Origin of the sequence: Halothiobacillus sp. (genome assembly GCF_027346185.1) — a bacterium.
Lineage (GTDB): Bacteria > Pseudomonadota > Gammaproteobacteria > Halothiobacillales > Halothiobacillaceae > Halothiobacillus.
In genome coordinates, this window is sequence record NZ_DAIESY010000132.1 from 1 (window position 1) to 23,276 (window position 23,276).

General features: G+C 52.7%; 19 protein-coding genes and 1 tRNA gene. 15 read left to right on the forward strand and 5 right to left on the reverse strand.

Going from position 1 to position 23,276, the window contains the following annotated elements; translation table 11 throughout:
• Positions 1 to 48: 48 nt before the first annotated feature.
• Together M7R55_RS09415 and truA are read right to left on the reverse strand one after the other, a co-directional pair.
• Positions 49 to 780 (reverse strand): phosphoribosylanthranilate isomerase, encoded by a 732-nt coding sequence (locus M7R55_RS09415; protein ID WP_298220156.1) that lies wholly within the window; start codon positions 778 to 780, stop codon positions 49 to 51.
• 40 nt (positions 781 to 820) lie between these two features.
• Complete coding sequence (truA, locus tag M7R55_RS09420; RefSeq protein WP_298220157.1) at positions 821 to 1,636, reverse strand: tRNA pseudouridine(38-40) synthase TruA; 816 nt, start codon at positions 1,634 to 1,636, stop codon at positions 821 to 823.
• A gap of 414 nt (positions 1,637 to 2,050) precedes the next feature.
• Here truA and M7R55_RS09425 point away from each other — a divergent pair, with 414 nt between their 5' ends.
• From M7R55_RS09425 to hemB, 12 genes are all read left to right on the forward strand, one after another.
• Complete coding sequence (locus tag M7R55_RS09425) at positions 2,051 to 3,502, forward strand: TolC family protein (protein WP_298220158.1); 1,452 nt, start codon at positions 2,051 to 2,053, stop codon at positions 3,500 to 3,502.
• A 1-nt stretch (position 3,503) separates the two neighbouring features.
• A complete protein-coding gene (locus tag M7R55_RS09430) occupies positions 3,504 to 4,640 on the forward strand; it encodes an efflux RND transporter periplasmic adaptor subunit (RefSeq protein WP_298220159.1) in 1,137 nt (378 codons plus the stop codon).
• Complete coding sequence (locus M7R55_RS09435; RefSeq protein WP_298220160.1) at positions 4,637 to 7,969, forward strand: efflux RND transporter permease subunit; 3,333 nt, start codon at positions 4,637 to 4,639, stop codon at positions 7,967 to 7,969. Before M7R55_RS09430 ends, M7R55_RS09435 begins: the two co-directional genes overlap by 4 nt.
• Before the next feature lie 364 nt (positions 7,970 to 8,333).
• Positions 8,334 to 10,097: a tetratricopeptide repeat protein gene (locus tag M7R55_RS09440; RefSeq protein WP_298220161.1), complete on the forward strand. Its 1,764-nt coding sequence runs from the start codon at positions 8,334 to 8,336 to the stop codon at positions 10,095 to 10,097.
• Positions 10,094 to 10,759 carry a lipoprotein insertase outer membrane protein LolB gene (gene lolB / locus M7R55_RS09445; protein WP_298220162.1) on the forward strand — a complete coding sequence of 222 codons (666 nt, stop codon included), beginning with the start codon at positions 10,094 to 10,096 and terminating at the stop codon, positions 10,757 to 10,759. The genes M7R55_RS09440 and lolB overlap by 4 nt, the downstream gene beginning before the upstream one ends.
• On the forward strand, positions 10,756 to 11,673 hold the full coding sequence (gene ispE, locus M7R55_RS09450) for a 4-(cytidine 5'-diphospho)-2-C-methyl-D-erythritol kinase (RefSeq protein WP_298220163.1): 918 nt from the start codon (positions 10,756 to 10,758) through the stop codon (positions 11,671 to 11,673). Before lolB ends, ispE begins: the two co-directional genes overlap by 4 nt.
• Before the next feature lie 66 nt (positions 11,674 to 11,739).
• Positions 11,740 to 11,816 (forward strand) — tRNA-Gln (locus M7R55_RS09455).
• Positions 11,817 to 11,832: 16 nt separating this feature from the next.
• Positions 11,833 to 12,789, forward strand: a complete 957-nt coding sequence (locus M7R55_RS09460) for a ribose-phosphate diphosphokinase (RefSeq protein WP_298220164.1) — start codon at positions 11,833 to 11,835, stop codon at positions 12,787 to 12,789.
• Between the two features lie 247 nt (positions 12,790 to 13,036).
• Positions 13,037 to 13,651: a 50S ribosomal protein L25/general stress protein Ctc gene (locus M7R55_RS09465; RefSeq protein WP_298220165.1), complete on the forward strand. Its 615-nt coding sequence runs from the start codon at positions 13,037 to 13,039 to the stop codon at positions 13,649 to 13,651.
• A 135-nt stretch (positions 13,652 to 13,786) separates the two neighbouring features.
• Positions 13,787 to 14,371 carry an aminoacyl-tRNA hydrolase gene (gene pth, locus M7R55_RS09470; protein ID WP_298220166.1) on the forward strand — a complete coding sequence of 195 codons (585 nt, stop codon included), beginning with the start codon at positions 13,787 to 13,789 and terminating at the stop codon, positions 14,369 to 14,371.
• 72 nt (positions 14,372 to 14,443) lie between these two features.
• Complete coding sequence (ychF, locus tag M7R55_RS09475) at positions 14,444 to 15,538, forward strand: redox-regulated ATPase YchF (protein ID WP_298220167.1); 1,095 nt, start codon at positions 14,444 to 14,446, stop codon at positions 15,536 to 15,538.
• Positions 15,539 to 15,647: 109 nt separating this feature from the next.
• Complete coding sequence (gene hemB / locus M7R55_RS09480) at positions 15,648 to 16,658, forward strand: porphobilinogen synthase (RefSeq protein WP_298220168.1); 1,011 nt, start codon at positions 15,648 to 15,650, stop codon at positions 16,656 to 16,658.
• Between the two features lies 1 nt (position 16,659).
• On the opposite strand, the gene M7R55_RS09485 is transcribed toward hemB, so the two are convergent.
• From M7R55_RS09485 to M7R55_RS09495, 3 genes are all read right to left on the reverse strand, one after another.
• On the reverse strand, positions 16,660 to 17,628 hold the full coding sequence (locus tag M7R55_RS09485) for a DUF697 domain-containing protein (RefSeq protein WP_298220169.1): 969 nt from the start codon (positions 17,626 to 17,628) through the stop codon (positions 16,660 to 16,662).
• Positions 17,629 to 17,643: 15 nt separating this feature from the next.
• A complete protein-coding gene (locus tag M7R55_RS09490) occupies positions 17,644 to 18,975 on the reverse strand; it encodes a YcjX family protein (RefSeq protein ID WP_298220170.1) in 1,332 nt (443 codons plus the stop codon).
• 337 nt (positions 18,976 to 19,312) lie between these two features.
• Positions 19,313 to 20,548 carry an EAL domain-containing protein gene (locus tag M7R55_RS09495; RefSeq protein ID WP_298220171.1) on the reverse strand — a complete coding sequence of 412 codons (1,236 nt, stop codon included), beginning with the start codon at positions 20,546 to 20,548 and terminating at the stop codon, positions 19,313 to 19,315.
• A gap of 292 nt (positions 20,549 to 20,840) precedes the next feature.
• Between M7R55_RS09495 and M7R55_RS09500 the strand changes: the two genes are divergently transcribed.
• The 3 genes from M7R55_RS09500 (at position 20,841) to M7R55_RS09510 (ending at position 23,276) form a co-directional block, all read left to right on the forward strand.
• A complete protein-coding gene (locus M7R55_RS09500; RefSeq protein ID WP_298220172.1) occupies positions 20,841 to 21,779 on the forward strand; it encodes a cation diffusion facilitator family transporter in 939 nt (312 codons plus the stop codon).
• Positions 21,776 to 21,997 (forward strand): putative motility protein, encoded by a 222-nt coding sequence (locus tag M7R55_RS09505; protein ID WP_298220173.1) that lies wholly within the window; start codon positions 21,776 to 21,778, stop codon positions 21,995 to 21,997. Before M7R55_RS09500 ends, M7R55_RS09505 begins: the two co-directional genes overlap by 4 nt.
• Positions 21,998 to 22,259: 262 nt before the next feature.
• The gene (locus tag M7R55_RS09510; protein WP_298220174.1) at positions 22,260 to 23,276 is read left to right on the forward strand and encodes an HlyD family efflux transporter periplasmic adaptor subunit; all 1,017 of its coding nucleotides are present in this window, start codon (positions 22,260 to 22,262) and stop codon (positions 23,274 to 23,276) included.

A 23,276-nucleotide genomic window follows, 5' to 3' on the forward strand; every position in this document is an offset into this window, starting at 1 on the left:
GCTGCATCAAAGGCCGCTATGGTTGGGTTGATTTTTCGATTTTCGGGGTTATCCAATTGGGTTCACCTTGTTCATAAATTCCTGAATTTTTTTAGCTGACTTGATGCCGGGTGCTGTTTCAACGCCGCTGGAAACATCAACCGCGTAAGGCTGCAAGCTCTTGATCGCTTCTCCTACGTTGGTGGCATCAAGCCCACCTGCCAATATGAAAGGTACCGATGGATATTGACCTTGCGGCCAATGTTGCCAATCGAAACGCGTGCCTGTGCCACCCAGTGCGCCGGTGGCATGGCTATCCAGCAGAAAACCACGCGCTGTCGCGTGATCTGCCAATGCATGGCCAAGCAAATCACTTGATGGATCGACAAACAAATCCGTGCCGAGCGCCTTGATGTACGGGCGGCCAAACTGACGGCAGTACGCACCGGTTTCATGTCCATGGAATTGCAGCAGGTCGGGCGAGAGCTTGCTGATGACGGTCTCGACCAGCGACTCGTCTGCATCTAGGAAAAGTGCTACCGATTGCACGAACGGCGGTACACGATCGAATAACGCCAAAGCCGCTTCAGGCGCGAGATTCCGCTTGCTTGCAGGCACGAACACGAACCCGACCGCATCCGCACCATACTGAACGGCCGCATCCACATCCTCCGTTCGAGTCAACCCGCAAATTTTCACCCGCGTACGCTCCGGCCGAACGAAAGAGGCGTCCTCTGCAAAGCGAGCTGATCTAGAGCTCGATTGAGCCGTCGGTATGGATGGGGCCATCTTAAGGGCCATGGGGAAATTAATCCTCAACACGTAAATTAAAGGCAGGATTCTAGCAGCAACCCGACTGCATTTCGCAGCTAGAGGCCCAAAATATCGGTTTTGACCCGGCTTGCTTGATGCTAAACGAATCGGGATAACGAACATCGACCAGATAAAGTCCATCCGCGGGCGCTGTCATACCCGCGGCCGAACGATGCTTGGCCAGAAGAATATCCCGAAGCGAATCGGCAGGCTGCTCCCCTGCCCCCACCGGCAACAGCGTGCCCACAATAGTGCGCACCATGTGATGCAGGAAGGCGTTGGCTGTAATGTCCATATAAACGTATTCGCCCTGACGACGGAAACTCAAGGATTCAATATGGCGCACAGGGCTGATGGATTGACAATCCTTCGCGCGAAAACTACTGAAATCATGCTCACCCAGTAAATATTGACCTGCCTCGTGCATGGCACCCTCATCCAGCGAACCGCGCCACCACGTGACCCGACCGCGTTGCAGTGCAGAGCGCGTCATCCGATTCAAGATAATGTAGCGATAGCTTCGTGCGGTTGCACTGAATCGGGCATGAAACTCAGAATCAACAACTTGAGCTGACAAGATACTGATGTCAGACGGCAGAGCCTGGGTGACACCAAGCAACCATGCCCGCTCGGAACGAATCGCCTCTGTATCAAAGTGAACAACCTGATGGCTGGCATGCACACCCGCATCGGTTCGCCCGGCACAGACCACTTCCACAGGCGAATCGGCTACGCGAGACAACGCGGTTTCAAGCCGCGCCTGGACCGAGTCGACCTCCGATTGGCGCTGCCAACCATGATAGCGGGATCCGTCGTATTCAAGGGTAAGTGCGATACGAGGCATATTTTGTCAGCAAGGGTAGATACGTTTAAAAACCTGCATCTTACCCAAAGATTCTGCATTGACGCTTAATCATATTTTCAACCCATCACCAACAATCAAACCTTGAACAAAACTATATTAGAAAAGACTAATAAATAACTTGTATGCAAACTTAATTTATTTACAATCAGCCGTCTTAGTAGAATCATTGCTGCGCTGATGCCCTCTTTCACGTAGTCCGATGAGTTTTGATAGACAGGTAAACTATCCGTGGCAACCCATAGAATTAAAACAATAAATTCAATTCAGGCACCATGCATAAGAGGTCCATTCACGGTGAAGAGCTCCATTCTGGTAACGTCAGTAATCCTATTTATTACCGCACAAGCATCCGGCTTCGCACAAACTTTACCAGTTCTTGACGGCCAAGCCACTGTGACAAAATCACAGAACGCTCAAGGTCTGAGCATTCAGCAAGCAATCCAGAATGCGCTGACGCAGAACCCGATGATGCAACAATCCCAGGCCATGATTGATCAGGCACAGGGTGCAATTCAGGAGGCTAGCGGAAATCGTTTACCGCAGCTGGATCTTTCGTTCGGAGGCATGGCTTCCAACAATGCCCTGAACGTCTTCGGCATGAAGCTGAATCAGGGGCAGGCCAACTTCAATGACTTTGGTGTGCAGCAATTTTTTCAAGAAGCCGGACCCACCTTCGGCAATCTGGCTGGCGCCAGCAGTACCCCACCTGATAGCCTCAACCACCCCGGTTGGCACCAGAATTTTCAGACCAGCCTGAAGCTGTCGGTGCCTATTTATAACGGCGGCAAAATAAGCGGGATGAAAGCACAGGCAGAAGCCTTGTTACGTGCGGCCCAATCCGGTGACCGTGCGGCAAAACAGCAACTCATCCTGCAGGTTGTTACCGCCTATGCGGGCATTGATGCGGCACGCGCTTTTGTAAAAGTCACACAGCAGGCGGTTGAAGCGGCGAAATCCTATCGTGATTTGAGCAATAAAATGTATTTACAGGGTGTTGTTTCCAAAAGTGATCTGCTGAAATCGGAAGTCAATCTGGGCGATATTCAACTACGGCATCAACAAGCACTGGATCAATTGGCCAACGCCAAGGATGCATTGCGTATTGTCATGGGATCACCAGGCAATCAACACTTTGAAATCAATGAGTTGATTCACATTGACAAACTGTCCGGCACCTTGGAAGAGGCACGAACCATGGCACTGCGCAACAATCCGCAGATTCTGGCCATGGACCAACAGATAGATGCCGCTCGTTCAGGGGTATCCTCTGCGCGCTCGGTCTACAAACCGCACGTCAACCTGATGGCACAGCAGGACTGGAACAGCGAAAACCTCGGAATCAAGAACGATTCGTATACGGTGGGTGCCGTACTAAATTGGAAGATACTCGATTTCGGTGCCCGCTCAGGCCAGGTTGATCGTGCCGTCGCCGGTCTGAACGCTACCCAGTCTAATCAACAAATGGCGATCAACACCCTGATGTCACAAGTGGGTGAAACCTGGCGAGCCGCTCAACTGGCGGAGTATCGGCTGGAGTTGAAAAAACTGGCGATTTCTCAGAGCGAAGAAGCCACACGCCTTGAAAAACTGCGGTATGCGCAAGGGATTTCCACCATGACCAACTTGCTGCAAACGCAAGCTGAGCTGGATAAATCACGTGCAGAATTTTTACAGGCTCAATATGAATTGATCCTGCAACGTGCCACCTTACTATTGATGACCGGCCAACTCGAACCGGACGCCATTTCAGCCACACCGCTGACCACCCAATCATCACTGCCCGACGCGCGGCGTTCTGCCCTTGCGCAGCCCGCCGTTCTTTCTGTTTCTAAGGTGCCTCAATAACATGTCCGTCAATAATCGTGCTTTCGCGAAAAAAACCGTTGGTGTTGCCGCCCTCCTCGCCATTGCATCCGTACTTTCCGCTTGCGGAGGTCACGATGAGCATCCGGCTTCAGTTTCATCCCAACCCGAACTGAAGACACTGGCTGAGTTGTTCAAGGTGCAAGATCAGTCTTTGCCTGTGTTCGCATTGTTCCCGGGCTCGGTAATCACCTCCGATCAGATTTCGATTTCATCCCGGGTCATGGGCTATGTGCGGAGTGTGGATGTTCATGAAGGACAGACCGTCAAATCGGGCGAGACACTGCTCACCATCGATTCCACAGATGTCACCGGTGCAATCAATCAGGCGCGAGCCGAAGTAAACAAGGCTTACGCTTCTCTATCAGACGCAAAAAACAACTACGATCGCTACTCCTCGCTTTACAAAGAAAATGCCGTTCCAAAACAAATGTATGAGCAGATGCAAACCGCCTACAAGGTTGCTCAAAGCAATTACTCTGCGGCACAAGCCGGGTTGAAGCAGGCAGAGTCCCAACTGACATATGTCAAAATCTCGGCCCCATTCAGCGGCACGATAACCAGTCGGACGGTCGATGCCGGCCAAATGGCGACTCCAGGGTTCCCGTTACTTACCTTGCAGGGTAGCGGACAGAAACAAGTTGAAGTCCAGCTCACCAGTCAGGCGTTCGCCACACTGAAGCCAGGAGAACCTGTTACCGTCCGTTACACGGACTTCCAGGGTGAACAACATCAGTTTCAGGGGCTTGTTGAACGCATGGTCGACGCCACGGATCCTGTTACGCACACCCACACCGTCAAGATCGGTGTGCCGGAGAACGTCAATGTGCGCAGCGGTAATTATGTTGTAGTCGAGATTGCTGTTGCCCACGAAAACGGCATGTTGGTTCCGCTTTCAGCAATCCATGATCGGGGCGGTATTCGCGGCGTGTTCGTACTTGACGATCAGAACCGTGCGTGGTTCCGGATGGTACGCCTTGGCCACGTTATCGACGGCAAGCAAGAGATCCTGTCCGGCCTTGTATCGGGCGAAAGGATTGTTACGCAATCGGATGACCGCCTGCAAAATGGTATCGTCGTCACCAACACACCAGCAGCCAAAGAACAGCCCGCATCATGAGTGAACAGAAGCACACACCCAAAGACGAACCTGTGCCCAATCTCAATCTGGCCGGCAGGCTGGCGCAGACCTTTCTGCACTCCAAGATCACGGCCTTGATCATGGTGGCGCTGACATTGTTCGGCCTGATGGCCTTCTTCATCACGCCCAGGTTATACAACCCGGAAATCGTGGTGCCCGGTGCGCAGATTCTGGTGCAACGTGTCGGCAACAGCGCGTCACAGATTAAGGAGCAGGTCGTCAAACCCCTTGAAGCCATCATGGCCGGCATCAAGGGTGTCGATCACACCTACGGTTACGCCGTTAATGACATGGGCATCGTTACTGTAGCGTTTAAAGTCGGCAGCGATGAAGAGCGGAGCCTGCTTCTGCTCTATAACCAACTCTCACGCAATATGGACAAACTGCCACAAGGCACGAGCCAACCGCTGGTCAAGAGCATCGGCATCACCGACGTTCCTGTCATGACCATTACACTTAGTTCCACGCAGATGAATGGCATTGAACTGCGTGAACTTGGTCAGCGTGTACTTGATCAGCTTCAAAGTGTGCCGGATGTTGGCAACAGCGAAGTCATCGGTGGTCAAAAGCAGATCCTTTCTGTGAGCGTCAACCCACAGAAACTCAGCAGTTCGGGCATAGCGCTCAGTACCCTAATCGACCTGCTCAAGGCATCCAATGTCGTGTTACCTGCCGGGCATATCGTCAATAACAACGAACAGACGAATCTGCGGGTTAATGCTGCATTCACTAATGTTCAGGAGCTCGGTGAAATCATCATCGGCACCCACAATCAGCGGCCGGTGTTTCTGCGCGACATTGCAGACATCAAAATGGCGCCGGAAGAACACGAGCAGTACTCGCAGTTCGGCTACGGCAAAGGAAACCCAAAAGGTTATGAGATTGGTGGCAACGATCCCGCGGTCGTCTTGAACATCGGCAAGCGGGCCGGCGCCAATGCCGTAACGGTGACTGAGCACGTTCTGGCTAAACTCAAGGTTGTTGAGCAGCAAATGGTGCCGCAAAACGTGCATGTCACTGTGACACGAGACTACGGTAAACGAGCGGACGATGCTGTCAATTTGCTGATGGAGCATCTGATGATCGCCGTTCTGGTGGTGCTCATCATCCTGTTCTTCTTCCTCGGCTGGAGAGAAGCGCTCATCGTCACCCTCACCGTCCCACTCACCCTGTTTGTCGTGCTGGGTGTCGGTTACGTCATCGGGCAGACCATCAACCGAATATCGTTGTTCGCGTTGATTCTGTCGCTGGGTTTGTTGGTTGACGCTGCCATCGTCGTGATTGAGAACATCCATCGTCACATCCACGAAGGCAAGGAAAAGTCTTTTGCGGATTTATTGATCCGCGCAACCAACGAAATTGGCAACCCCACCAACATTGCCACCATCGCCGTCATTCTGGCGTTCGTCCCGATGGCGTTTGTTACCGGCATGATGGGGCCATTCATGCTTCCCATCCCGATCAACGTTCCCATAGCGATGGTCGCTTCTCTTATTCTGGCCTATATCGTCGTACCCTGGACTGCCTATCTGTGGTTGCGTGGTAAGGCACATAAGGAGTTGGCTGCTTATGAGGCACGTTCTGATGAGCCCCACCGCCCTGACTTACTGCAACGCGGCTACACCCGTGTGATTCGTCCGCTGCTTGGCAGTCGGGGACTTTCGTTGTTCTTCCTGATTTTAGTACTCGTTCTGATGGTGGCTTCCATGCTGATGCCCGCATGGCAGTTCATAAGAGCGAACGGCATGAATGGCCCCTTAAGCCCAGCGGGCGTCAGCCTCAAATTGCTGCCGGAGGGCAATGTCAGCACGTTCGTGATTGAGGTGGACACACCGGCGGGGACTGCACTGGATGAGACTGGTCGCATCGTTAACAACGTGACCCAAGTGGTCTCGCAAAGCCCGTATGTAACCAACTACCAGACGTTTCTGGGGCGCACGGGACCGCTCACGTTTGCCGGGATGGTCCGGGGCGACATGATGCGCCAAGGCAGCAATCTTGCTCAGATCCGGGTCAATCTCGTACCTTTGCACGATCGTCCGAATACGGAAGTGGTGGCAACTGGCATTTGGAAATCACTAAAAGCCGTACGGGAAAATTCCAAACCGGCGCTAGTCAAGCTCTTCCTGACGCCGCCAGGCCCACCCGTACGCGCCCAGATTCTGGCGCGTATCCATGGACCCAACTACACTGAGCTGCGTGCAATCGCCAATGAAGTCAAAGCCAAGTTTAATGATGTCTACGGCATGATCAACGTCGATGACAGTATTACAGCGACTGCCCCGGAATATCTGATTGAAGTCGATCGCCAGAAGGCCATGCAGTCTGGCGTCATGCCCGCTCAGATCGCCCAGCTGATTCACAGTTATGTAGGCGGAGTCACGATTGGCTCGTTGCACGAATCCAATTCGGCCGAACCGATCAATATCGTCCTGCAACTTCCGATCGCCGATCGCGCAACCATTCAAAAGGTACGTGATCTGACGATTATCGGAGCAGGCGGCAAACAGATTCCCATCAGCAGCTTCGTTAATATCATCAAATCGAGTGTCGCCAAGCCGATCCTTGATCAGGATCAACACGAAGTCGTGTATGTACAGGGTGATTTGCTCGGTAGCTCACCGGTCTACGCCACATTGACACTGAACAAGTGGCTCGATGACATGAAGCTAAATGGTAATGTGACGTTAACCACGGCCAACCTCGGTTTTACCGATGCTCAGCCCGATGATCTCGAAAAATATCAACTGTTGTGGGGCGGTGATATGCGTCTGACTTTGGATGTCTTCCGAGACCTCGGGGCTGCATTCATCGTTGCACTGATATTCATCTACCTCTTGCTGGTGGCCTATTATCAGTCCTTCATGCTTCCGGTCATTGTCATGGGGGCGATCCCTTTGACCTTGGTGGGTATTTTCCCCGGCCACTGGCTGTTTGACATGCCATTCAACGCCACCTCAATGATTGGTTTCATCGCACTTGCCGGCGTGGTTGTTCGAAACTCCCTTCTTTTGATCGACTTCATTCTTGAATACCGCAAAGAAGGGTTTGACCTCAAGGAATCCGTTATCACAGCTGGTGCAGTCCGCTTTCGCCCGATTCTCCTGACGGCACTGGCGATTGTGTTTGGTTCTGCGGTTATGGTGACCGATCCCGTCTTCGGTGGCCTGGCTGTTTCCCTAATCTTCGGAACGCTCGCCTCTACCCTGCTGACGCTGGTGGTTATTCCCATCATGTATTATTTCTGGCAGCTGGATATTCAGATCAGGACAGAGAAAAAGGCGCGTGCCCCTGGTCAACCCACCTAAACATAACGTCAAAATCAAGGGCGCTTCGTAAAACGCAAGGCGTTCCATCGTTGCTTCCTGCAACGACCTTGGTTCCCCGCAATGAACGTCTTCGAAAAAAACCCATGGAAGGGGTTTTTCGAGATTCCCCTTAGATGAGCAAGCGAATTTCACCACGAAACGCTACACTGATCATTCAGACTAAAAGTCTTCCATTACCTCAATTTATATATCCAGAGACAGTGACGCCATGCGTGTATCTTCGCTGAACCCCAGACCACCACATCTAGGCCAAATCAAGGCTATTTCATCGACAAACGCTTTGGTGACCACTCAATCCACTGTTTCATCCCTCGTCTCAACCATTGCTATGGTTATTACGCTCATGACCACCGGATGCAGTGCACTAACGGTTTCAGCCCAGCCACCAAAAACAGCGAGCAAGGCTACAGAGGCTGCTGATACCAACATCTCGTCGACTGCTCAGGAACAAGCTCGATTAAAGAAAATTGACCAGAACCCGGTTTTTCTCATCATGGCAGGAGAGCTTGCTGGTCAGGAAAATAATTTGTCACAAGCGGCTGATTATTATTACGCGGCGGCAGAACAAACAAATGAGTTATCCATTATCCAGCGCGCAAGCCAGATAGCACTGATTGCCAAGAAATATGAAATGGCGCAGAACATGTCCAAGCGCTGGATAGCGCTGGAGCCCAAGTCCATAAAGGCTGCGGCCACACTGACCGTCTCCGCGATCCAACTGGGTGATACCGCAGCAGCAGATGAGGCATTGGAAAACTGGCTCACGCAGATCAATCAAGATAATCAAGCTGTCTTCAACGAGCTTGGTGCCTATCTTGAAAATAACGTACCCAGAGAAAAAGCCATCACCTACATCGATCATTTGGCGAAACACTATCCTAACAACTTCACCGCCCAGGTCGTGGTGGCCAAACTGGACCTGAAATTCAACCGCCATCAGACCGCGATTGTTGCTGCACAGCGCGCGGTTGAACTTGATCCCCATAGCATGACGGCGAGGGATATCCTCATCGTTGCCTTGAGTCAGTCCGGCGATTATTCTGCGCTCCTTAAGGCACTGGAGTCAGCCCATCGTGCCTTTCCCGGTACAAATCGCTATCTGACCGGGTTGATCGAATCCACCATCAGGGCAGGTGGCTCAGCCAAGGCAGGCAGGCTGATTGAATCTGCGCTTAAAAAGCCGTTCAAAGACCCTGATCAATTGCGTGCCCTGGCTCTGATGTCTTTGCAGATCGAACGCCCCGTACTCGCCAGGAAGGCCTTACTCAAACTCGATCAATTGCCCGGTCAGCATGACCTTGCCCAACTGCTGCTCGGTCGACTCGCCGCGCAATCGAACGCGTTTCAGCAGGCTATCCGTTATTTCAACCGGGTTTCGGTCAACAGCGAACACTATGCCGAGGCACGCGTACTTATGGCGGCGGCATATGCGCAGTCCGGTGATATGGTTGGCGCGCTTCAGAGCTTGGATATAGCACTGAGTCATCCCATTGACGTAGGCGACAAACAGCGTCTTACGCTGGCAAAAGTGGGGTTACTGCAAACTCAAGGACTAGATCAGGAAGCACTTACCACGCTCAACGAAGCCGTCACGATTTGGCCTAATGCTCACGATCTTCAGTTACAGCGAGCCATGATCCTCCTGAAATTCGACCGCAGCATTGAAGCGGAAGCCATCCTTCGTCAGGTCATCAAGGAAGACCCGGAGAATGCAACGGCGCTCAACGCACTGGGCTACACCCTGGCCGATGAAAACCGTGATCTCGCAGAAGCGGAAAAAATGATTCGAAAAGCACTGCAAAGCGATCCTGAAAATGCGGCTTATCTCGACAGCCTTGGCTGGGTGCAATATCGATTGGGTCAGTTCAAAGAGGCAGAGAAAACGCTTAAACAGGCGTACAAACTAGCACCCGACCCGGAAGTTGGCGCACATTGGGGCACCGTACTCTGGCACCTTGATAAACATGAAGAAGCCAAGGATGTGTGGAAACGCGCTATGTTGCTGCACGGAGATCATCCTGTATTGACGCAGACCATACAGAAATACGCACCTGACCTAATGGACGATGACGACACAGAGACACAGCAGAATCAAAACCAACCATGATGATCAAATTATCGTTTCGATCTCGCCTGCTGATGGCTGGAATCGCCATAACGACATTACTGGGTGGATGTGCTCAACAACCGGTCAGTCTTGATCAGGCCACGTCAATACAAAACAGGCTAAACCCGGCCTGGCAGGCGCACGAGGAAGCTGTCCGTCAAGTTACTGACTGGCAGTGCATCGGTCGAATAGCCATCCGCACCGAAACCGATGGCGGAACCGTCAATCTCAACTGGCACCAAATTGGTGATACCGCAAAAATCGTACTGAATGCCCCTCTCAATCAAGGTACGGTCGAATTGATCGGAAGTCCGGATAGGATGCTGATTACTGATTCCGCCGGTCATCGCCAGTTCACGTCAAACCCCGAAGCAAGCATTGAACAGCTTACCGGCTGGAAAATACCCATCACTGCCCTGCCCGACTGGATTCGTGGACTGCCGCACGACAAGAACGCCATGATTCAACTCAATGAGCGCGGCCGGTTGCGCACATTAAGTGACGATGGCTGGCTGATCGACTACGAATCCTATATGCCCGTACCTGGACTCGATCTGGATATGCCAAGGAAAATCACCGTCAGCCGCAACGATATCCGGTTGCGACTCATCGTTGAATCATGGCAAATGAATGCAAACGGTAAACTTGAGCCAGTCCGATGACCCCTGACGCACCATCCCGTTGGCTTGCACCCGTTAAAGTCAATTTATTCCTGCATATCAACGGCAAGATCCCCGAAGGAGCATTTCGTGGTTATCACGAGTTGCAAACTTATTTCCAGCGGCTCGATTACGGCGATGAATTGACGTTCGAACATACCTGTGAACCCGACATTTCAGTGCAGTGGCAGGAAGGTGCAGAATCCATTGCCCTGAAGCCGACGAATGAGTGCGACGATCTGATCTATCGAGCGGCTGCCCTGCTCCAAGAAACCGCGGTCACTCAGAGGCATTCACTAAGAGGCGCGCGGATTACACTCACCAAGAACACCCCAGTGGGTGGTGGTCTCGGTGGTGGCTCTTCCGCAGCGGCGACGACGCTCCTGGCGCTTAATCAACTCTGGGGCGTTCATCTGCCATTAATGGAACTGGTTAAGCTCGCGCGTGAACTCGGTGCTGATGTACCGTTCTTTCTCTATCAAACCAATGCCTGGGCGGAAGGAATAGGCGACCGGATTACCCCCTACCCCAGTCCGGTCGCTACACAATGGTTTGTCCTAGTCGTGCCGAACACACGTGTTATGACGGCAAATTGCTTCGCTCACCCTGATCTCATTCGTAACGAAGTGAAATCCAAGCCTGATGAACTGGTCAATCACTGGCAACAATCCGGCTACAACGCGTTCGAGTCCATCGCGCATGCAGAAAACGCCAACATAGCTGCCTGTCACCAGGCCCTGAGGCAAGCAACGGGATTTTCCCGAATGACTGGCAGTGGCTCCAGCCTGTTTTCACCGGTTACCAGCCTTGCAGAAGCAGAACACACAGCAATAATTTTGGCTCGCGATACCGAGCAGATTCAACGAGTAATCATTGCAAAAGCCCTGCCTGATAGCCCTATCGCTCACCATGAATGATAAAAAATTACATGAAAGCACTTGGCAAAGGCAAAAGGCTTCGTTAAGATGCGCTCCTCTTTCGTTTGGGCCGTCGCCAAGTTGGTTAAGGCACTGGGTTTTGATCCCAGCATTCCAAGGTTCGAATCCTTGCGGCCCAGCCAAACAATCGGCAGAACGATGACAATCCAAAGAACACTGATGGTATTTTCCGGCAACGCTAATCGGGCTCTATCCGAGCGCGTCGTTGAAAGTCTAGATATTCAACTCGGGCAAGCCACAGTTTCCCGCTTCAGCGATGGCGAAAGCTACGTTGAAATCTTGGAAAATGTTCGCGGACGGGACATCTTCATCGTTCAACCAACCTGCGATCCCACCAACGACAACATCATGGAACTCATGGTAATGGTGGACGCACTCCGTCGTGCTTCGGCTTATCGCATCACGGCGGTTATTCCCTACTACGGTTACTCTCGGCAAGATCGCCGTGTGCGTTCCGCACGTGTGCCGATCAGCGCCAAAGTAGTTGCCAACATGCTGCAAAGCGTGGGCGTGGACCGGATTCTCACCGTTGACCTGCATGCAGACCAGATTCAGGGCTTCTTCGATATCCCCGTGGATAACGTCTATGCCTCACCGATTCTGCTCGGCGATATCTGGCGCCAGAAATACAACGATCTGATCGTCGTCTCGCCAGACGTTGGCGGTGTTGTTCGCGCCCGTGCTGTTGCCAAACGCCTGGACGACTCCGATTTGGCCATTATCGACAAGCGCCGCCCTCGCCCCAACGTATCTCAGGTGATGCATATCATCGGTGAAGTGCGTGACAAGACTTGCGTGATTGTCGATGACATGGTCGATACTGCTGGCACACTGTGCAAGGCGGCAGGTGCACTCAAGAAGCACGGCGCCAAGAAAGTTGTTGCCTATGCCACGCACGCCATCCTTTCTGGCGCCGCGATCGACAATATCAACAATTCAGACCTGGATGAATTGGTCGTCACCGATACAATTCCACTCAAACCCGAAGCTGAACAATGCGATAAAATCCGCGTACTTTCAGTCGCGGGCATGTTGGCGGAAACCATTCGCCGCATCCATACCGAAGAATCTGTGAGTTCTCTTTATAACGACTAATTCGCATTGCCTTCCAAGAGCGTGTTAACCAACCGGGCCTCCGGCGCAAGAACCGGTTAACACTAAAGAATCAACACTCTGGAATTTACTCGTTCTTTCCCTTATAATTTCCCGCCTTGTTGCGGCCTTTGGCTCAACAAGGTTGAGGCGTTGTTTGGTCGCGAACAGCCCACCGTCGCGTCGGTCATGCCTAACCACACCGATTTAATCTGACCCGACGATTTATTATTTTTTGGAGTTATTTCTCATGTCTCAAGAAACATTTGCGCTTGACGCCGTAGCGCGTGATGATCAGGGGAAGGGTGCGAGCCGCCGCCTGCGTCGCGAAGGCCGCATTCCTGCCATTGTGTATGGCGGTGGCGAAGCCCCTCAGTCAGTCACCATCCTGCACAACGAAATCCACAAGCACCTCGAACATGAAGCATTCTATTCGCACGTGCTGGATCTCAATATCGACGGCAAAACCAGCAAGGTCATCCTGCGTGATCTGCACCGCCATCCCTACAAGCCATTGGTTCTGCATGCCGACTTCCAGCGCGTATCTGCCAACCAGACACTGCGTGTCACTGTTCCCCTGCATTTCCTGAATAAGGAAATCAGTGTTGGTGCAAAAGCGGGCGGCGTAGTGAGTGTCATCCTGACTGAAGTTGAAGTGGACTGCACCGCAGACAAAATTCCCGAGTTCATCGAAGTGGACATGAAGGATCTGGATATCGGTGGTTCAATTCACCTGAGCCAGATCAAGATGCCAGCAGACGTTCGCATCCATGCGCTGATACTGGGCGAAGATCACGACGTTGGTGTGGTAGCGATTCATGCGCCGAAATTGGACAAGTCTGCTGAATCCGAATCTGCTGAATAATCAGGGTTAGCCCCTAACCTAAACCGCTGCCTCTAACTTCACAGGTTGAAGTAAAGATGCGGCGGTTTTTTTATTACTCCCTGTTTATACAATGTACATTCATCAACGCTTTATCAGTGGTCATCAGGTGATCTCATGACGATTCAACTTATGGTGGGGCTGGGAAATCCTGGCAGCAAATATGAGTCGACCCGTCACAATGCGGGTTTCTGGTTCATTGATGAACTGGCCAGAGACTTGGGTGCTCATCTCAGCTCAGACACCAAATTCCACTGCGATATGCTTCGCATCTCAATAAAACAGGTCGATCGACGATTGATCAAGCCACAAACCTTCATGAACCTGTCCGGCAAATCTGTTGCCGCGGTCGCGAATTTCTACAAAATTCCTGCGGAATCAATACTTGTCGTTCACGACGAACTGGATCTGCCGCCGGGGAAAATGAAGTTAAAAATCGGCGGCAGCCACGGTGGGCACAATGGCCTGAAGGATATTCAGGCTCAGTTGGGCTCCCCCGACTTCTGGCGTTTAAGGCTTGGCATTGGCCACCCTGGCCACCGGGATCAGGTCGTCGGGTTCGTACTGGCCAATCCGCCCGCATCTGAACGCAAACTCATCGATGCCAGCATTCGGCACGCCGTGGACGAGATCGACGCTCTGCTGGATATCGATCCGGCAAAATCAACACAACGAATCAACGCATTCACCGCGGAAGCTTAAATGCCCGCATAAAGGCTCTGGCGTCTATAATGGCCAACCTTTTTTATTTTTTACCGTTTTCGGAGAGACTCCATGGGTTTTAATTGCGGCATCGTCGGCCTGCCGAATGTGGGCAAATCCACACTGTTCAACGCGTTGACAAAAGCCAACATTCAGGCAGAAAACTACCCGTTCTGCACCATTGAACCCAATGTCGGCATTGTCGCCATGCCCGACCCTCGCCTTGATGCACTGGCCGAAATCGTCAAGCCAGAGCGTGTTCTGCCGACAACGATGGAATTCGTCGATATTGCGGGGCTGGTCAAGGGTGCTTCCAAGGGCGAAGGTCTGGGCAATCAGTTCCTGACCAACATTCGCGAGACAGATGCCATCGCCCAGGTCGTTCGCTGCTTTGACAACGACGACATCATCCATGTCGCTGGCAAGGTAGACCCTTTGAGTGATATCGACATCATCAACACGGAACTCGTGCTTGCCGATCTTGATATCGTCACGCGCAATCTGGACAGAGCCGTCAAGGCGAGCAAGTCCGGCGTCAACAAGGAAGCCATCGCCCGCAAGGCTGTGCTTGAAAAAATCATGGTCGGACTGAATGAAGTCCAACCCGTTCGAGCCTTGGGTTTGAGCAGTGAAGAACTCGCCGTCATCCGCGATCTGCAATTGCTGACCGTAAAACCCATCATGTACATCGCCAACGTCAGCGAAGATGGCTTCACCAACAACCCTTACCTGGACGCTGTTGAAGCCTACGCTGCAAAAGAGAACGCACCTGTCGTGCCGGTATGTGCCACGCTCGAATCCGAGATCATGCAACTCGATGACGAAGACCGCGATGAGTTTCTTGCTGAAATCGGCCAGTCAGAACCGGGTCTGAACCGCGTGATCCGTGCAGGATACGCACTGCTGGGCCTGCAGACTTATTTCACGGCCGGGGTCAAGGAAGTGCGCGCCTGGACCATCCACAAAGGCGACACGGCCCCACAGGCCGCGGGCGTGATTCATACTGATTTCGAACGGGGCTTCATTCGCGCTCAAACCATCGCTTATGACGACTTTATTCAGTACAAGGGCGAACAGGGCGCCAAGGAAGCCGGAAAAATGCGGGCGGAAGGCAAGGAATATGTCGTCAAAGATGGGGATATTCTGAACTTCCTGTTCAATGTGTAATCCAGCATAACTGGATGCTGAAAACCATAACCGGCACGCAGTCTCGGAACGATGTCGCCGGCGGCACATGCACCGCCCGAGTGACATCTCACTTCAGGAGCAAACAAAAATGATTAATCGCACTTTCCCCGCCCACCGTCCGCGTCGTATGCGTCGGGATGATTTCAGTCGGCGCATGATGCAGGAACACACCCTCTCGGCGAATGACCTGATTCTCCCGGTGTTCGTTCTCGAGGGGCAAGGGACGCAGGAACCGATTGGGTCTTTACCGGGCGTGTATCGGCAGAGTATCGATCTGCTACTGGATACAGCCGATCGGGCACAGAGCCTGGGCATCCCTGCCCTCGCCCTGTTCCCGGTTACGCCATTGAGCGCCAAATCGCCCAATGCCGAAGCGGCCTACGACCCGGACGGCTTGGTTCAACGCACAATCCGTGAATTGAAGAATACATTCCCGAATCTGGGCATCATGACTGATGTCGCACTCGATCCGTACACTACGCATGGACAGGATGGCCTCACCGATGCCAATGGCTATGTGCTGAATGACGAAACCACTGAAGTTCTGGTCAAACAAGCGCTGTCACACGCTGCGGCCGGTGCCGATATCGTGGCCCCCTCCGACATGATGGACGGTCGCATTAGCGCCATCCGTCAACAACTGGAAACCGCCGGGTACATCCATACCCGCATCATGGCCTACAGTGCGAAGTATGCTTCAAGCTTTTACGGTCCATTCCGTGATGCCGTCGGTTCAGCTGGAAATCTGGGTAAAGCCGATAAAAAAACCTACCAGATGGACCCGGCCAATTCCGATGAAGCCCTGCATGAAGTGGCCATGGATTTGGCTGAAGGTGCGGATATGGTCATGGTCAAGCCGGGGATGCCTTACTTAGACATCGTACGGCGCATCAAGACCGAACTGAAAGTGCCTACCTTTGCGTACCATGTCTCCGGGGAATACGCCATGCTCCGCGCAGCGGCCGACAACGGCTGGCTCGATTGGCGCAAATGTCTGCTGGAAACCATGATGGGCTTCCGTAGAGCGGGGGCAGACGGCGTTCTGACCTATGCCGCTCTGGATGTCGCAGAGTACCTGGCTGTGGGTGATATCCAATAGCTCACGCCTTGCCCCGAACCGCATCAACAACCATCTTGGCAATGTTCCGATCAACCAAAGGACGATCTTCAGGCACGACCCGACACTGCTTCATTGTTTGATGGCCGATACGAATCGAATACAAGGCGACGCCAACCCCCTGCCCTGCCCGCACGCCGACTTGCAGCAGGATATTCGATAGCCAGCTCTGGCTGACCGAATCGAGCATTGTCTCGGTAACCGTGGTAAAGGCAATGTTTTTCAGAATCATCTGATACAAGCGCCAGCGTGCGGTGGCGGATAATTTCAGCCCGTAAATCGCCGCCACACGTTCAACCATGGCCGCATTTCTCCAGGCCACCAGGAGCAGATCGAGTGCGGGATAGGGACTGGCGGCGATAAATACCCCCGTTCGCGTCGATTCACGCTTTACCAGTTGCGCGGCCTCGGTATCCTGCGCCCCGTACCAGCGGCTGAGATGACCAGCGAGCTCCTTTGTACTCCAACTCTCGTCCACTTCGGCCAACCCTTCCCATAGGTCATCACGGCGCGGACTTCGCCGATAGAGGTGTTTGATTCTTTGCAGCCATTCATTCAAGCTGCCTTGAGTCGCGTAGGGATTGCTGATTGCCTGCTTGAAGTAGGCTTGAATACGGGCAATTTCATCGATCTGCCGTCTCGCCCGGTGAGCCTGCCAGGCCAGTATCAGGAACCCGAGGATGATTGCACTTCCAGCCGCCAGCAGAGCCGCACCAGCCCACGGGTTGAGTGACCAACCCCAAACCACGGCCTGACTCCAGACCACACCCATCCAGACGAGCAAAGCGCTCGCGATCAAACGACTCAGCCAATGGCTACGGACCGGGGGCAAAAGGGGCTCAGGTTCAACCTCGGGTGTGGCATCTTTTCGAATTTCGGCCGCATCGATCGTGGGTACGTCATCACCCATGGCATGTATGATCGTGCGCAAATCGTTGTCTTGTTCATTCATCGTTTGATCAAACTCTTATTCAGCCAGAAGAAAGGCAAGTAACTGATCGATGCGACGTGCGGGAAAAGCTTGCACCCGATCGAGACCTTCCGGTGGTGAAAGTTGTGGCAAATCCTCAATTTTGAGATTGAGCGCATGCGGTAGATTGTCGGGCAGATGCGGCGGTGTGAAGCGGATACGCTCCCCCGTACGTTTATCCCGACCAATCAGGCTTTGCACGTGATCAGCAGACTCATGCAGCTTGGCCGATTGAACGGCAGCGATGGCCATCACATTGACATCAATATCTTCCGCCGCCAATCGCTGTACCGTTTCGTAGAGATAAGACTCCAACAAGGACTGCATCCGTTTCTGATCTTCGGGCAACAGGTGATCGATCTTGGTCGCACAAACCGCGACTCTACGAATTCGACGACGGAACAACCGGCCAAGCCAATGATCCTGCCCGTAGCGGAATGGCTGTAACACGCTGTTGAGCGCGGCACGCATGTCTTTGAGCGCTTCCTGCCCGGCGGTCATGGCGCCCAACAGATCGATGAGAATCACCTGTGCGTCAAGCTGCTTGAAATGCTGTTCGAAAAATGGTTTGGCTTCGTGATCACGATACGCCTTGTAATGCTCCGCACACACCGCGCCCCAGGATTGGGCGGGGAATTTGTCTAGCACCGCGCCACCTGCCAGCTTAGTGAAAAACAGTGGCACGAAGGGTTTGTCACCGGGTTTGTAATCGGCGCCCGCCAACAGAAACCGACCCGGAAGGTTTCGGCTGAGTTGATGTGGCGGTAACCGGCAATCGGCAAGAAATTCTGCCCAGCGCTGTTGCAACTGCGAAAGGTACGCTCGATCAACGGGTGCCATTGGGTCGATTGCAGCCAGCTCCTGAATAAGTGCATTTCCCAATTCCAACCGCGGCGACTGGCTGCACCATCCCCACAGGGCTTGGCAAAACTGGGGAAAATCCCAATTAAGAAGAGCAAGATCCATGAGCCACTCACCGGGGTAATCGAACAGTTCAATAATTCGTTTACGTGGTTTTGGGGAATACCATGAGCGCACCATTGTGAGTTCGATTCGAGCAATTGACCAGTCGGTGGTCGAAGTCGGCCAGTATGGCGGGCGATGCGTGAGCGCCTGTAATCCCGCATCATAATCGAAAGCATGGGGCGCATCCCGCCGCCACAAACCGTGCGCAACATCCGTTAAAACCACTTGCTGGATGAGCGACCCTCGGCGGGCATTTTCAAGATGATTGATGATCGACGTGATCAGGGTGGATTTTCCCGCCTGAGAAAGCCCGGTAATACCAATCCGGGTCGTTGTAGCGCTTGCAAATGGAAGTGGACTCAATTTCGATACCGCCTGTCGCTACACGTGTTCTGTCTAGAGAAGATCTGCACAAATGCAGACCTTCCAGTGCAGGGCATCCATGCCCTGCCGCTCAATGACGCAAGTCATTTAAATGCGCAGCACAAGACGGGCGTGAACCCGCAGCTTGCGCAAGCCCGTGTCCGCACGAAGCCATGGATGGATTCGTACTAAGATTCCCTAGTCGCCTCGAAAGCAAAATCGATAATCGTCCAAATCATCAATAACACAGGTTCGAGGCAGCCAATGGCGACATTCTATGACACTTGCAGTGACAGGGCTGGAACTTGACATCCCCGCCAAAAGGAAATTGCGAGTTTTAAACGTCCAACCAGTTGATATCACAGCAAACGACTTTATTGCCATTATCGGGTGCATGCCCGCGACAGTACGACAGCGTGCGGCACAAATTCCCGCCCGCAACCGACAGATAAGGTCGACTGATCTGGACCATATTGGGTTCGATCATGGCTCGGCGGAAATAAGGACGCTTTGCCCAGCAAGCGCCCTCGGCATGTGCCAGGGGTCGAAACCGATTCTTGATCGAAGCCGGTGCAAACGCACCGTGAATGGTTTCTGTCACCTGATAACCTCTTGCATCGAGCACAAATACACGCGCAACGATTGCCATCGATAATAAGGCACGGGAAGCATTCTGGAGGGATTCGCCCCGTTCCAGTGCAACCAACATATCCTCAAAACGTTCGGTGACTGAAACGATCTGTTGATGAAGGTTGTAATCGGCTCGATCCATTTCTAGCGAACTATCCTTCAATCCCTGATCAAGGAAATCGCGATTAAACTCTTCCTTTTGATTCAGCAGTGCCGGCATAGCTAGACCAAATCCCTGCAACAGATCCGCCCCCGAGTTTAGTGCAATAGCTAGCTGCTTGGGGGTTTCGATACCTTCTTGCAATACCATGCTGCCCGCTTCGTGGATCATGGCAACCAAAGAGGGCAACGTACGCTGTGCACGATAAGAATATTCGGATTCGACGATCAAACTTCGGTCAAGTTTGACGATATCCGCATTGATGCGCCACAAGCGGGTGAACTGTGAACCACCTACTCCAAAATCATCAAGCGCGATCAGGCATCCCAGTGAACGATAAAACTCGATGGACTCAATAAGCCGCGTATCATCGGGTAACTCCGACTCAACCACTTCAATAACGATGCGCCAGCCTTCTATATTCAGTGTTTGCAGAAGTTGTGCAAAAAAAGAACCGAACTGATGTCCATGCATGGCTACGAGCGGATGCACATTCAGAAACAACCAGCTTGACTCGAAGTTGGCGTTGATGAAGTTCTTTAAGTGCACCTCCCGGCAGGCGCGGTCTGCACGAACCAGAAATTCGATATCCGTGATGGATTGGAACAAGTCTGCGGGCGAGCGTGGTGAACCATCGGCATCAAAAATCCTTGCCAGGCCTTCATATCCGACAATGCGCTGGTGCGCTACGCTGACGATTGGTTGAAAAGCGGAACGCACAGTGAACTGCTCACACTGAGCGACTCTTTGCCCATCTGCAGTGGTTTGAATTTGGGGATGCATGAAAGCCTCATTGAACAAATGCACGTATAAACAAGCAAAAAACACGCCATATATTGGTTTTCGATAAATAAGCTTTCAGAAAATCAAAACCTCAATCTTCCTGTGAGGAACCCAAACAGAAAATAAAGGGCACCTCGAAAGGTTATTCGAGGGGTCCTGACGGTATTGTTCAGAAAAAAATCAAAGGGAATTGCCCAGACATCAACAAACCAGCGATAAGAATGATACTATAAAACAACAGCTTGTGTGTGATTTATTTAGACCGGTCTAATTATTATATTTAGGTAATGCCATGTCCCTTCGGGAAGAGAAACTGTTGAAACGAGTGACCATTGCCTCTGTCGGAGTCGCGATCTTGTTGATCACGCTGAAACTGGTGGCGGTGATCAGTACCAACGCAATCAGTATGATGGCGTCCTTGATTGACTCGACAATGGATCTGTTCGCCTCACTCGTCACCTTGATTGCAGTTCGAATCGCGCTGCAACCCCCGGATGAAGATCACCGTTTCGGTCACGGCAAGGCTGAACCACTGGCTGCATTGGCCCAAGCTACCTTCATTGCGGGTTCAGGTGCATTCTTGTTGCTTGAAGCCGTTCAGCGCCTGATTCGGCCCCAAACGGTAGAAACCGTCGACTTTGGCATCGCCGTGATGATCCTATCGATGGTTGCAACGGGGTTCCTGGTTTTGTTTCAGCGCCACGTCATTCGTGTCACCCAATCCACTGCCATCCAGGCCGATGCGGCGCATTACGGATCGGATTTTCTGGTCAATGCCGCCACAATCGCGGCTTTGTGGTTAGCTCAGCAAGGGGTGCACTGGATTGACCCGATTTTTGGTGCAGCAGTGGGTGGTTTTATCTTGTTCAGCGCCTGGATTGTCGGTCGCAAGGCGTTGGATCAGTTAATGGATCGGGAAGTACTGGACGGCAGTGAGGATCGTATTCACGGCATTGCGGTCAGTCACCCGCGGGTGGAAGCGGCCGATCATATACGCACGCGCATGGCCGGGCGCACCATGATCATCCAGCTTTATATCTACCTGCAAAATGATCTCGATCTCGCACACGCTCATGTCATTGGCGACGAAGTGGCAGAACGGATTCAAGAAATATTCCCTGGTGCCGATATATTGATACATGAAGAGCCTTACCACGGCGTGAACCAACAATCCGATGCCCAGGGTCGAAGCGCATCCAAGACCGGGTCATCTTTTCAGGAGTCCATATGAGCAACAACATTTCCAGCATTGGTGTACTGGTGCAAAACTTTGCTCAGTCGGCATCCCAATCACAAGTCCAGGAACTGGCTCAGATCGCGATGCTGAAAAAAGCTCAGGATATCCAGGCTCAAAGTATTCTGCCCCTGCTGGATGCCGTCGTTGAAAACAGCCCCAAACTCGCTTCACCGACTGACTCTATCGGCAAAGTACTTGATGTTCGCGCTTAATCTGAAGCCCATGAAAAATTGAGATGATATAAGTAACCCTTGGCTCTGACCACATGACCATATTTTAATCTTGGCCGTTAAAGGTCTGGCTTACCATGTGTCGATGAAGCAGTTAATCGATGAAAACCACACTCAAACTCCTTTGATCGGATTTGCTCGTCCTTCTGGTCGAGGGCGCCGACGATTTCTCGGATTTTCTGGCGTTTGCTTGCTTTGCGTTGGGCTGCTGTCCGCCTGGGCTCCTTTTGCGGCACCGGCATCGATGACAACGCAAAGCAAGGCGCTGGATTCGATCAGTGTACTCACTCAAACGGTTGATCGTCAGACCGTGATTTCCGGCCTGGGTCGCGTCTTGCCTATGGTGACACTGGCATTGCGCGCGCAGCGCTCCGGGCAAATCCAGCAGTCTCGTTTACATCTGGGGCAGATTGTTTCTGCCAGCGAGATCGTGGGGTTTCTGGGTGGTGCCGGCTTGGATGCACAAATTGCGCAGGCCGCAGTTGAATGGACACGAGCACAGGCCGAAGTCAAAGCCGCCCAGCGTGCGCTCGAAATCGACCGTAAGACACTGGCTTACGCGCAGACCACCCAAAAAACGCTTATTCAAGGCGAATTGGCACTCAAATTGGCCGCGGCCAATCAACACCGTGCGCAAAGCGCCTTGAATGCCTTGCAAGAAGAGCGCGTACTGCGCTCGCCAACGCAGGGGGTGGTGACGCAAATTGATCAAGCCGAGGGCAGTCTCGTTCAACCCGGCATGACGATTGCGCGGATTGAGCCTTTGAATGATTTGCAACTTCGCGCCACCTTTTATCCGGCCGAGGCGGGTCAAGCAACCAGCCAGATTCACCCGGGGATGACGGGCTGGTTTCAGCCCTTGGGCTCCGGGCAAAAAATAGCGATACGCGTTCAGTCTCTGTTGCCGCTGAATCCTCAAAATGGCGCTTTGCCCGTCATTTTGCGGCCGGTAATCAACGCGGCTTCGCATCAGATGCCCCGTGGCTGGCAATCGGGAGCGATGGGTTCGATTGAACTGGATGCAGATCAACAGACGGTCATTCCCATCCCGACCCGCGCACTGGTTCTCGATCAGGGGCAATGGTGGGTTTTGGTCTGGCAGGATGGGCACTGGCAGCGACAGCGCGTCCACATCGGCGACAGTCACGGTTCATCGACGGATATTATCAGCGGTTTATCCGCGGGTGAGCGGATCCGGGTCGATCAGGCGTATCTGGCGTTTCATCATCAGTTCAGCCTGCGTTATCAGCAGCCGGATTAA